The following is an 11,792-nucleotide window of genomic DNA, read 5'->3' as shown; positions in this document are numbered from 1 at the left end:
ATCGCTGTAATCGCATGCGTCTGTCTGCCGATGGCTGGCTGCGTCCCTGTTTGCTCAACGAAACCGGACAGATTGATTTGAGAACGGCGTTGCGATCGGGTATTCTCCTCTACGAACTGCGCCAACAGGTTCGAGAACTGCTGATGCTCAAACCCGAAATCAACTACAAAGACCGCGACTCTGGCATCACAGGTCGCTATGCCCGTACGATGTCGCAGATCGGTGGGTAGGCAGGTAAGTTGAGGTTCTATCCTGGCCATTCATCCCTGAGTACCGCTACTCATTTAGCGGGAAAAATTGTACTGAGAGTGTAATTTACACCCATAGCCTGAATTGGGGTGGGCGGGGAGTCCCTTGGACTGAAGTAGTTGATTTGGACTGAAGTAGTTGATCAAGTGTGTAGGGCGGCCAAGTACCGCAAAAGCCATGCGTCTAGATCCGTTGGTGAAACCCAGCCGCTCCTCCTGTGGTAAACCAGTATTCCCAATGACCTCCAGCAGCCTGGGACCAATGTTGAGATTGAATTGGCCACTGCCTTCCGGGGTTCCTGAAATTTTATAGACCTTAACGGCTTTACCGTGGTGATTCCAAATTAACGGTAAACCCGGTTGAATCTGTTCCGGCGCTGCGCCTTGAGTTTGCAAAAAATAAGCATCCTGTCCCTGAGTGGTGCCATTGCCAAAGACCGTGGCAATTCCCTGTTCATCAATGGCGACAAAGGCTCCTTCCTCTAAACCGATGCCATAGACTGGAAATTGATTGCCAGTATCATGCACAATTCTGGCCAAGAATCCAAATAATCTGCCATACCGGGTTTCGGGATGATCCTTGTTGATTCGATCTAAATGGGTATCTGTAATCACATGTTTCAGGCAGGGAACTTGAATGAAATCACTGCGGTAAATATCTTTTGTATTGTGATGAAACGGATCGTTCAAAATTTCTGAACTGAGTAAGCCTTCATGAGCAGGGGCATAGTAATAATCTCCTAAAATGGTCATGCCGGCACTGGTACCAGCGATCGGAATCTTCTTTTGATGGATTAAGTCATTAATAGCTGTTTCAACGGTTGATCCTTCCCAATAGTCTTCATACTCATTCTGATTCCCACCCGCAATAAATAAAGCATCCGCATCACGGATATATTGAATAACATCTGGATGATTGGCTGCTGCACGACTGTCGATCGAAAGTTCAGCCGCAGAACTGATGAACTCTCGGTAATACTCACAAATCCAGACGGCTTGCGAACCCACCCCACCTGATCGCAGGACTAAATAATTTCCACCTTTGGCCCGTTTGAGAAACCAGCGGGTAGCCGCATCTTCTCCCAGCCGCCCCTCTTCGGCACCACTAATCAGCAGGATACCAGGCAGGGGATGAATACAAGTTGGCTGTCCGGTGCCACATTCACACCGATAATCAAAGTGATCGCTTTCCGGATCCGATGCCGATAATGGTTTGCTTTTAGGTCTAATACGATATCTCATGGTAGTTTTGATGCGAGGCTGGTGCGGCAGGTGGTCGGTCTTCAGTTTCCATGCATCATGGTAGGTCTGCATCAACGCCACGATCGCTTGCCCAATTTTCACGTAGGCTGCATCTGGGAGATTGGCCAGGGACACCCGCACCGACCATTGAGGAGCCTCAAAGCCTCCTCCCGGTAGCAACACAATGCCCTGCTCTTTGGCCAGTTGGAACACAAAATCAAGAGGATCATAATGCTTCACCAGGTAGTCCACAAAGTCGGAGTCGTAGGTGTCCATCGCCAACTTTAGCAGGTCGATCGTGGTGTAGTAGTGAGTTTGATGGATGGCATCATGGGGGACTGTTCCTAAGGCTTGATAGAGATCCGTCCATCGTTGAGTGACAATGTCCTGACAGGTGCGCTGATAGTGATCTTCTCGATCCAGCAGGCAGAACAGGGAAAATAGCGCCATCTGGACTTGTTGCGGGGTGGACAGTCCAGCAGTGTGATTGAGGGCCACGTTGCGACTATCCGCAACCATGCGATCGATGAATTTCAACCGCTGAGGTTCCAGGGCCAGGTGGGCATAGCGCCGGTTCAGGTGGTGGGTTGTGGAGTCAGGCAGTGCGGCAATTAGCCGGTCAATTACATTGTCGGTATGCAGGGCGATGACCCCCAGTCGCCAGCCTGTCGCCCCAAAGTATTTGGAGTAGGAGTACACGGTAATCGTGTTGTGCGGCAGGATCGCCATCAGAGAACGGAAGTCATTCACAAACGTACTGTAAACATCATCCGTAATCACGATCAGGTCGGGACGCTGGATGGTGACTAAATCCACCAGTTTTGCGATCGCGCTGGACTCTAGCCTGACTGACGTGGGATTGGAGGGATTGCAGAGGAAGAAAGCCTTCACATCCGGATCGGCTAACTTGTCTAATTCGGCGTCGGGAATCTGCCAATCCAGGGCTTCCCAGGCTTCAATGGCCAGTGATTGCAACTGAAAGGTGTTCAGGTGGGGAATTTCCAGGTATGGGGTAAAGATCGGAGTGCCCAAAGCGATTTTATCGTGTTTATGCAGGATCTTATTTTCCAGCAGAGAGTTGAAGATGTAGCAAATGGCCGCTGTGCCTCCTTCCGTAACAAACAGGTCGTAGTGTCCCGGTGGCGGCTGATCGTGGCATAACTCCTGCACCAGATAGCGATGCAGAATTTTTTCAGTCTGGCTCAGCATGCGCACTGGTTCCGGATAGCGATCGCCCAGAATGCCCTGTACCAGTTCATACACCCACTCATCCAGATCCAGGTGCAGGTGAGTCTGCCCATAGGTGAGGCAATCCTGCAAAAACGCGATTCCCGGTTGCTGCGATCGCTCCGCCAGAAACTGCTGCAACCGTTGGGCAATTCCTTCTGGCGGTGGCATTCCTCCCAGATGCTGCCGGGCCAGAACTGGCTGGGACTCCTGCACGGCAAACAGTCCCAGTTGAAAGAACCCAGACCGGGGGGTGGTAGCCAACCAGTTGGGATTGCCCCGTCCCGCATTCAGCATCATGCGTTCAGCATGGCTGGTGGCAAACTGGATGAGCTGGTCTTTGAGTTGAAAGGGACTCAGCGCTGCATATTTTCTTCGCTCTGCTGGTTTCATCACCATCCCCCTAGCGTGGTGACTCTAATTGTCATCCAAAGCGATCGCCGAATTCGCAATTTAGATACATTTCCTAACGCGATCGTACAGTTGCCGCTTCGTGGGATTTGGTACCAAGATGAACCAACCCACTGCCCAGAAATATGGTGGCAAAAAACTGATCTTCATTGTCTCCCAGGTAATCGCGCACGACCCCCATAAACCACAGGAACGCAATCCCAGCAAAGGGGATCAGATTGAAGGACAGCAGTAAGTTGTTCCGATGTTTAGTCAACCATGCCAGGTTATCTCCTGATTTTTCTGGCATAGCAGCCAGGAAGAGCACGATGGAAATGAAGATCAATATCGCAAACAGAATACCTGCGATCGCAGCAGCTTTGGGCGCTCTTAAACGGATGTAGATTTTTCATCTTTCTTGTCCCATAGCGACTTCTCAAGTAGATGAATCAAAATACACCCCACCCTTTGGACAGCAAATCGCAGTATTCAAGCCAAACGTGTCCTTGATAATATCATTCTTCTTGGGAGTTAGCTTTCTGGGTTAATTGTTTTTTGTTAAAAAACTCTGGCAACTTCCCAATTAGTGTCGTGGGTTTGTTTTTCTCTAGTGTGATGTAGTAGTTCGTAGGTTTTCAGTAATGGGTAAATGGGTTGACTGACCCTGGCAGGTAGCAGTACAGATCGCCTTGCTACTGGATTAAGAATCTTTTTCTTCGCGATCGCGTTGCTCTTTGAGTTCTTGCAGGGCTTCCATACTGACTCTAAACAGGAACCCTCCGACTGCGCCAATGATCATGAATCCGGACTTCTGGTCTCGATACAATCCAGTACTAAAAGGAGTTTGCATGAGCGTTGCTAGAATGAAGCCGGGGCTTGTGCCAACTAGCATTGTGATAGTTCTGGAAAACAATAACAGTTTGTGATTCATAATAACTCCTCGGACTTGGGAGTGTTGCTGAAAGTCGATGTTGAGAGATTCGATTTTGTTGCGATCTAGCTCTAACCGGAGTTGAGGAGTGCCCGTCGTAAAGGTGGTAGATGCGCTTCCGGCGATGGCAGGTTGCTGATTGGCTTTGGCAATGATTTCCTGTCCGTTGCTGGCAAAGTCATCCACAAAGACTGTTGCCAGTGACCTGGCCACGAACAGCCCCAGAATGATGTAACGGATTTGATGAAGAACTGCACCCACTGGTAGAAGCGGTCGCTGAGCCAGAAGAAAAACCGATTGAACTTATCGAAGAACCAGCCGAAGGGGCCTCCCATCGGTTGCGCTGGCCCCAGCAGAATCCCTGCCATACTGGGACTGAAGCTGAGGGCGTTGAACGTGGAAACGACGATCGCAAAGGCAATAATCAACGCGAACTGTTGATACAGTTTGCCCGTGAAACCGGGGAAAAAGGCCACCGGAATGAAGACAGCCATAAGGACGAGAGAAGTGGCGATCGTGGCTCCGCTTAAGTCATTCATGGACGCGATCGCGGCTTCTCTGGCGGTCATACCCTGCTTCTGAATCTTCTCCGTACAGGACTCCACAATCACGATCGCATCATCTACGACCAACCCTGTAGCCAGAATTAATCCAAACAGCGTCAGGTTATTAATCGAAAAGCCAAACAGGAACGCAAACTCCATTGCCCCAATCAACGCCACTGGAATGGCAATCAGCGGAATGACGGTAGTGCGCCAGTTTTGCAGGAAGATGAAAATCACCAGCACCACCAGCAGAAACGCCTGGATCAGGGTAATTATCACATCCTGAATCGACATTTTCACAAACTCAGTTGTGTCGTAAACCAGATCGATTTTCAGTCCCGATGGTAGGGTCGCTTCCACCTCTTTGATTTCTGAGGCCACCCGCCCCGCAATGTCCAGTGCATTACTGTCAGGTGCCTGGTAGATGGCAACCCCCACCCCCACCTTGCCGTTCACTCGGGCATTACTGACATAGCTCCTAGTTGGGCGCATCCCACATCCCGCAGACGAATCAGTCCCCCTTCACGGGTGCGCTGAATTACCAGATTGTTGAATTCATGCTCATCCCGAAACCGTCCCTCCACCCGGATCGGCAATTCAAAATTCTGTTCCTGTCCTGGGGGCGTCGGTTACTGCCCCACACCACCAGCCCCCATGACCACATTTTGCGATCGCAGCGCGTTAATCACATCCAGAACCGTCAGGTTCCGACTTGCCAGCGCCCTTGGATCGATCCACAGCCGCATCGCATTCGGTTTATCCTCAAACGCCGTGACATCCCCCACACCGGGCACCCGTCGCAGACGTTCGACAATATTCTAATCCACATAGTTACTGATGAAAATGTCGTCGAATTCATCCCGATCGCTGTACACCCCATAAATCTGCAAAATACTGCTGGAGGAGGCTCTCGTTGTCACCCCCAGTTGTTGGACTGGGGTAGGAAGCTGAGGAACAGCCTGAGCGACCCGGTTCTAGACATTCACCTGATTCGTGTTTTTGTTCGTATCGGACCCAAAAAAGACCGAGATCTGGCTATTTCCGGCAAAGGTGTTGGAGGTCATGTAGTCCATCCCCTGCACCCCGTTAATTTCTCGTTCCAGTACGACCGTCACGGTATCTTCCACCGTGTTCACATCGGCTCCAGTGTATTGAGCACTCACCCGAATTTGAATCGGTGCAATGTCGGGCAGGTAGTTAATCGGCAGCAGCAGAATACAGACGGCACCTACCAGCAAAATAATCAGGGTGCAAACCATGGTCAGCACCGGACGTTTAATAAAAGGCGTGGCAATGGAAAAGATCATGGGGTTCAGGTTTCTGGTTGAATGGGCACACCGTCACGGAGCCGTAAAATGCCCGATACGATCAGGGATTCTCCAGGCTTTAAGCCATTCAAGACTTGGTAGCTTTGCTGCTGGATATCCCCTAATTTCACAGGTCGCATCCGGGCTACCTGTTGCGTTTTGCCATTGGAGTTATCCGTTTCTGCCACATAAGCAAAACTCTTGCCGCTCATCTGCAACACCGCAGTGGTGGGAATTAACAGGCCAGTACCGCGATCCCAGATGATGCGGCCTTCCACGGATTGGCCATTGCGTAACTTGCCGTTGCTATTGGGAAACACCGCTTTGACCAGAACCGCCTGAGCCGCCTGATCAACCGAGGGTGAAATGAAACTCACCTGTCCAGTACTGATGCGATCGCGGGAATTAGGATCAATTAATTCCACGGTTAACCCTGGCCGCAACTGACCCAGACGATTAGATGGAACCAACATCCGCAACTCCAGGGCATCATTCTGGATGATATTGGTAATCGTCTGAGCACTGGACACCAGATCCCCTGGCTTGACAAAAATTTCGCCAATCACCCCCGCGATCGGAGCCGTCACCTGCTTAAATCCGACGTTTACTTCTGCTGAGGCCACCTGGGATTGAGCCTGCCGCACTCCGGCCTCGGCCTGACCCACCGCTGCCTAGGCCTGCTTAACCGCAACTTCTGCCTGTCCAACTCGTTCCTGGGCCGTTCGCACTCAATTGCTGCTAACTTCTAACTCAGTCCGGGCGCGATCGTAGTCAAACTTGCCGATCGCTCCCTGACCCAGTAAAAACGTGGCGCGATCGAAGTTGGTTTTCGCTAACTCCTGGCTGGCCTGGGCACCGGCCAGTTCAGTGCGGGCGATTTCAACACCTTTTTCGGCATTCCGCAGTTGCTGCACTGCCACATTCCTGTTCGCCTGGGCTGCCCCGACCCCGGCCTGGGCACCTTCTAACTAGGGCGCTGTCTGGGCAGGCTGAATCGTGATGATCGTGGCTCCCTGAGCAACGCGATCGCCCGGTTGCACCAGTACTTTGGCAATTCTTCCCTGAGTTTCCGGTCGCAAGTCTACTCGTTCAGTCGATTCCAATCGCCCCACATACTCGGAACTATCCGCCACGGCACTGGTTTGTAAGACCTGCAGCTTGACGGGTACGGTGGTAGGAGCAGCACTCTGAGATCCCTGTTTCTGGCAAGACACCAGCGGCATCGCAAGAAATCCGAAACTCAAAAGTGCTAGCGATGTAGCGGAGAGATGGAATCGTTTGACTCTTAGCCAGGTCAGGTACGCACACTGCATAGGTTAATAATGTAGAAAGCTATCAATTTTAATCTGGCAATATTAAGATAGTTGAACTATCAAGAGGCGCTTCGAATGTCTGAGTAGTAGTATGGGCAATCCCCCCGCCACCACAGAAATCGTCTCTCCATAGGATGATATATCATAGTCCAAGAACTCAGGGCGGTATATGCTCAATTGTTACGATCGCACCTGAAGGGCACCATATTTCAGAATCCAGGGCTTCTCAAGCATGGGCCATCATATCGTTGCCACCGTCATGGCAAGAATGTGAAAGTCGTTTTGGGATGACTTGATCTGGACACCATAAGTATCAGCAATCCGAAACCACTTTTTGGAAACCTCTGCTACTTTACGATTGCCGTCATCAATCTCATACTCAAAATCCAGAATATTTCCCTCATAACTCAGACTACTTGTATTTGAGCAAATTTGGATTAACGACAATCTGCTGCGATCGTTTTTTGCTTGACCTATGCCAAAGTACAGGAAAAATCTAGGAAAGTCATAGGAATTGATCGCCTGTATTGCCCTTGTTGAGCATAAAAAGCGATTTTTGAAATTGCCTCAAAAACCTGTTTTTTGCCTGTTTCCGTCTCAGCATCGGAGTGCCCTATTTCATTTTCACAGGAGGTTTCTTAACCTCGGCATAAGAGAGCTATGAAAGAATATCTGACAAGTTACGATCGCTCTTGCAGGTATCGCTTTCGGCCAAAACGTCTTGAAGAGAAGGCACACTGCAAAACTATTACCCAAACACCCGTCCTTATCAACCCGCCCTTACTGCTCTGGTAGGCCAGGATTTTAAACTACCCTCGCAGGTGCTTATGTTTCTACCCACCCGTGGAAAAAGCGATCGTTCTTGTCGTTGGGATTCTCTCTACCGCATTGGTGCAGTCTTCCAGTACCACAACGTCCATTATTGTCGGTTTAGTGGCAGGTGGTTTACCCGTCCGAATTGCGGTTCCGATGATCATGGGGTCTAATATTGGAACCTCTATCACCAATGGCATTGTGAGCTTACGATTTGTGGGCAAAAAGGAAGAATTCAAGCAAGCCTTTGCCGCATCAACCGTGCTGGATCTATTCAATCTCCTTGCGATGCTGATCTTTTTCCCACTGGAGATCCTATTTCATCCTTTGGAACGCCTCAGCACGGCTTCTGCCGACCTGTTCTTAGGTGACAGCGATCTGAGCATGGATCAGTTCGATCTGGTAGGTGCCATGACTCGCCCCCTCCGCAACCTAATTCGGAGCGCCACCGGGTTCCTGCCTGAACCCTTCAATGGCATTGTGCAGATTCTGATTGGCATTGCCCTGGTTTTCTTAACGGTTCAACTGATGGGCAAATTGCTTAAGCTTTTGATGGTGGGTCGTGCAAAAGATATCCTGCAAACTGCTTTGGGCAGAGGGCCGATCACCGGAATTCTAGCAGGTATATTTGTCACCATTCTGGTGCAATCGTCTTCTGCCACCACCAGTTTGATGATTCCGCTTGCAGGTTCCGGGGTGCTGGGACTGAATGTGATCTACCCCTTTACACTCGGTGCAAATATCGGGACGACCGTGACTTCACTGCTTGCGGCTACATCGGTTACCGGGGAAAGGGCGTTACCCGCTCTAGAGATTGCGAAGGTGCACTTGTTTTTCAACCTGCTGGGAGTTTTGGTGATTTTTGGCATTCCATTCTTGCGTCTATTGTCTGTGATTGGGACAGAACGCTTGGCGACAGCAGCAAGTGAAAATAAGCTCATTGCTTTCGTGTACCTGATTGGCGTATTTTTTGTGATTCCCCTACTTCTCCTGGGACTTTCACTCTTGTTCTAAGTCCAGTTAACTCATTCCTTTACAGAAGGTCACAAAACATTAATTATCGTTCCAGGCTTCCTATCAGTTTCCTATTTTGTTGCCCTAAAATGTTCACTTATCTTAGGAGTTTCAAAATTTTCGTGGGTTATTAGAACTCGTTTCAGGGCTGTATCATTTGCCCATCTCCCTGAGCAAGGTAGAAATCACTTTCGAGTGTCGAACATATTTAGAGAAAATTTGTCTAAAGGTCTTACAAGGTTTTTAGATTATCATCTGTCAAATTCTCTATTTGTCTTTTGGAGTGCTTCAAATGAGTATGCAAATCTCATCCCATTCAAGTTCCCAACCCATGAAAGACGAGCATTTTGATCCCAAGGGAAAGATGCCGTCTACATTTACAGTTGAATTGCAAAATGGTTTGCGTAAGAGCCTGCCATTTCAGGATGAGCAGGATTTTGAAGAGGCGAAAAAAGGCTTCATTGTGGCCCCTCCCTACAAGCAGATTATGGCAGAAGCAGGCAATGTCGCCTGGGATATGGGTAGCTATGAGTTCCTGTTGCAAAGTTTTGATAGCGTGTTCGACAGCATTCATCCGTCGTTGCAACGTCAGGCCGTTCTCAACATGGCCTACGGGCTGTATGAAGTCCTGCCCGACAAGATCTATCAGGTGCGCGGGTTTGACCCGGCCAATATGACGATCATCAAGGGCAACACCGGATGGATTCTGTTTGACATGTTGACCTGTAAGGAAACGGCAAAAGCGGCACTGGACCTGATGAATCAGCATCTCGGCCAGCGTCCGGTAGTGGCGGTGGTATACTCCCATTCCCCGTCGATCACTTCGGCGGCGTGCGTGGCGTGGTGGATGAGGCCGATGTGAAAAGCGGCAAGGTGCAGGTGATTGCTCCGGTTGGGTTCATGGAACACGCGATCGCCGAAAATGTGTATACCGGAACGGCCATGATCCACCGAGCTTACTTTCAGTACGGATTGCTGTTGCCGCGTAGTCCCTTTGGTCATGTGGATCAATCAATTGGTAAGAACACGGCTGCCGGACTGGTGGGATTGATTGAGCCGACCCGATACATTGAGCAGGATATTGAGGAATTGACCATTGATGGCGTTCGTATGGTGTTTCAAAATACTCCTGGCACCGAAGCCCCCGCCGAGATGAACACCTACTTCCCCGACTGGAAGGCGTTCTGGGCAGCGGAAAACATCTGCGGCACGATCCACAACATTTACACGCTACGGGGTGCCCTGGTACGGAATGCCCTGGAATGGTCCAAGAAAATTAGTGAGGCGCTCTACCTGTTTGGTCAGGAAGCCGAGGTGATGTTTGCCACCCATAGCTGGCCCCGCTGGGGCAATGACCGGATTCAGGAAGTGATGCGGACTCAGCGGGATACCTATGCCCATCTGCATAACGAGGTACTGCACCAGGCCAACCAGGGCGTGACGATCAATGAGATCCATAACGTTTACAAGTTGCCAGAAAGCTTACAGCAACGGTGGGCGGCCCACAGCTACCACGGTTCTGAGGAACATAATAGCCGGGCCGTGATTAACCGCTACCTGGGCTACTGGGATGCCAATCCAGCTACCCTTATTCCCCTCTCACCCCACGAATCGGCTCCACTTTACGTGGAAATGATGGGCGGGGCAGAGAAGATCCTGGCAAAGGGCAAGGCACTATACGACCAGGGCAAATACCGCGAAGCAATGGAAATCCTCAACAAGCTGGCCTATGCCGAACCTCAGAACCAGGCGGCGAAAGATTTGCTGGCGGGTGTGTTTGAACAGATTGGGTACCAGAAAGAAAGCCCCAGTGTCCGCAACAGTTTTCTCGCTGCGGCCTATGAGTTGCGAAATGGCTTCCCCAGTGGTGTCACGGCAAAGACGGTGACACCAGACATGGTTCGCGCTATGCCTACCGAACTGTTACTCGACTTTATTGCAATTCGAGTAGATAGCCGGAAAGCAGCGGGAATTAACTTCACCATCAACTTAATCACACCAGATAATGGTGAGAAATTTACGGCGGGGATGAGTAGTTCAACGCTGACGAACATCAAAGGGTTCCTGGCAAAAAATCCAGATCTCACCCTGACCATCAATCGCAGTGACCTAGAACTGATTATGGCTGGACTATCCACCTTCCCGGATTTGATCGGTGCAGGGAGGGTAAAACTGGAAGGCAATCCCGCTGTCTTTGAACAACTCCGGAGCCTTCTAGTCGAGTTTACCCCAGACTTTGAGATCATGCCCGGAACCCATCCCGCAAAAGCCGCCACCTCCCATCAAAAAGACGCTTTTGAACAACCCCAGCCTGCCGATACCTCTGGGGGTTAAGGCAATGAGGGGATGTGCAGAGGGGCAGGTGATGTTTCAAACATGTTGTTATCGATCCGTAGCGGCATTTCAGTGCAATGCCGCCACCAGATACTGACTACCTATCTGAAACATTACCGATAATCGTGTAATATCAGTTTGCCTTTGATTGATTATGAGTTTGAATAGGTATTTACACGCTTATGACCATTCTGCATCTCTCCAAATCCTTGTTTCCGATCCTGATGGGTGCTGTGCTGGTTCCCATAACCCCGGCTGAAACGGTCTCTGCCAAAATGGCCTCGTTGAGATTGCCTCTGGTGAATTCTGAGGTTCAGGTGGCGCCAACGCTGCGATCGCCCATCTTGCTTGCCCAACAAAGTAACTTCAGCAGCTTTTTTGAACGAAATCAGCCTGCACTCCCCCATCCTCGCGTAGCAGGTGGGGGT

General features: G+C 50.3%; 14 protein-coding genes and 1 pseudogene. 5 read left to right on the top strand and 10 right to left on the bottom strand.

Annotation, left to right across the window (positions count from 1 at the left end):
* Window positions 1-230, top strand: a pseudogene (locus tag ACUVQO_RS20320) (cyclic pyranopterin phosphate synthase MoaA); the annotation flags it as partial.
* 54 nt (window positions 231-284) lie between these two features.
* Here the strand turns inward: ACUVQO_RS20320 and ACUVQO_RS20315 are convergent.
* The 10 genes from ACUVQO_RS20315 to ACUVQO_RS20270 form a co-directional block, all read right to left on the bottom strand.
* Complete coding sequence (locus ACUVQO_RS20315) at window positions 285-3,110, bottom strand: bifunctional aspartate transaminase/aspartate 4-decarboxylase (protein ID WP_445927652.1); 2,826 nt, start codon at window positions 3,108-3,110, stop codon at window positions 285-287.
* Between the two features lie 73 nt (window positions 3,111-3,183).
* Complete coding sequence (locus ACUVQO_RS20310; protein WP_445927651.1) at window positions 3,184-3,435, bottom strand: hypothetical protein; 252 nt, start codon at window positions 3,433-3,435, stop codon at window positions 3,184-3,186.
* Between the two features lie 372 nt (window positions 3,436-3,807).
* Window positions 3,808-3,957, bottom strand: a complete 150-nt coding sequence (locus tag ACUVQO_RS20305) for a hypothetical protein (RefSeq protein ID WP_445927650.1) — start codon at window positions 3,955-3,957, stop codon at window positions 3,808-3,810.
* 152 nt (window positions 3,958-4,109) lie between these two features.
* Window positions 4,110-5,039, bottom strand: a complete 930-nt coding sequence (locus ACUVQO_RS20300; protein ID WP_445927649.1) for an efflux RND transporter permease subunit — start codon at window positions 5,037-5,039, stop codon at window positions 4,110-4,112.
* Window positions 5,036-5,179: a hypothetical protein gene (locus ACUVQO_RS20295; RefSeq protein WP_445927648.1), complete on the bottom strand. Its 144-nt coding sequence runs from the start codon at window positions 5,177-5,179 to the stop codon at window positions 5,036-5,038. Before ACUVQO_RS20295 ends, ACUVQO_RS20300 begins: the two co-directional genes overlap by 4 nt.
* 33 nt (window positions 5,180-5,212) lie before the next feature.
* The gene (locus tag ACUVQO_RS20290; protein ID WP_445927653.1) at window positions 5,213-5,398 is read right to left on the bottom strand and encodes an efflux RND transporter permease subunit; all 186 of its coding nucleotides are present in this window, start codon (window positions 5,396-5,398) and stop codon (window positions 5,213-5,215) included.
* A 159-nt stretch (window positions 5,399-5,557) separates the two neighbouring features.
* Window positions 5,558-5,890, bottom strand: a complete 333-nt coding sequence (locus ACUVQO_RS20285; RefSeq protein ID WP_445927647.1) for an efflux RND transporter permease subunit — start codon at window positions 5,888-5,890, stop codon at window positions 5,558-5,560.
* Window positions 5,891-5,895: 5 nt separating this feature from the next.
* Entirely contained in the window at window positions 5,896-6,555 is a 660-nt protein-coding gene (locus ACUVQO_RS20280) for an efflux RND transporter periplasmic adaptor subunit (RefSeq protein ID WP_445927646.1), read from the bottom strand.
* A 63-nt stretch (window positions 6,556-6,618) separates the two neighbouring features.
* Complete coding sequence (locus ACUVQO_RS20275; RefSeq protein WP_445927645.1) at window positions 6,619-6,810, bottom strand: hypothetical protein; 192 nt, start codon at window positions 6,808-6,810, stop codon at window positions 6,619-6,621.
* A gap of 48 nt (window positions 6,811-6,858) precedes the next feature.
* A complete protein-coding gene (locus tag ACUVQO_RS20270; RefSeq protein WP_445927644.1) occupies window positions 6,859-7,134 on the bottom strand; it encodes a hypothetical protein in 276 nt (91 codons plus the stop codon).
* Window positions 7,135-8,046: 912 nt separating this feature from the next.
* Between ACUVQO_RS20270 and ACUVQO_RS20265 the strand changes: the two genes are divergently transcribed.
* The 4 genes from ACUVQO_RS20265 to ACUVQO_RS20250 all read left to right on the top strand — a co-directional run.
* Entirely contained in the window at window positions 8,047-9,030 is a 984-nt protein-coding gene (locus ACUVQO_RS20265) for a Na/Pi symporter (RefSeq protein WP_445927643.1), read from the top strand.
* Between the two features lie 331 nt (window positions 9,031-9,361).
* Window positions 9,362-9,892, top strand: coding sequence for an MBL fold metallo-hydrolase (locus tag ACUVQO_RS20260; RefSeq protein WP_445927642.1), 531 nt, complete (start codon window positions 9,362-9,364; stop codon window positions 9,890-9,892).
* On the top strand, window positions 9,862-11,364 hold the full coding sequence (locus ACUVQO_RS20255) for an alkyl/aryl-sulfatase (RefSeq protein ID WP_445927641.1): 1,503 nt from the start codon (window positions 9,862-9,864) through the stop codon (window positions 11,362-11,364). The genes ACUVQO_RS20260 and ACUVQO_RS20255 overlap by 31 nt, the downstream gene beginning before the upstream one ends.
* 182 nt (window positions 11,365-11,546) lie before the next feature.
* Window positions 11,547-11,792, top strand: a 246-nt coding sequence (locus ACUVQO_RS20250) for a hypothetical protein (protein WP_445927640.1), incomplete at its 3' end; no start/stop codon positions are given.

This window comes from Leptodesmis sp., assembly GCF_052746595.1.
Note: the sequence above shows the minus strand (reverse complement) of the source record. Positions and strands in the feature narration are given on the sequence as shown.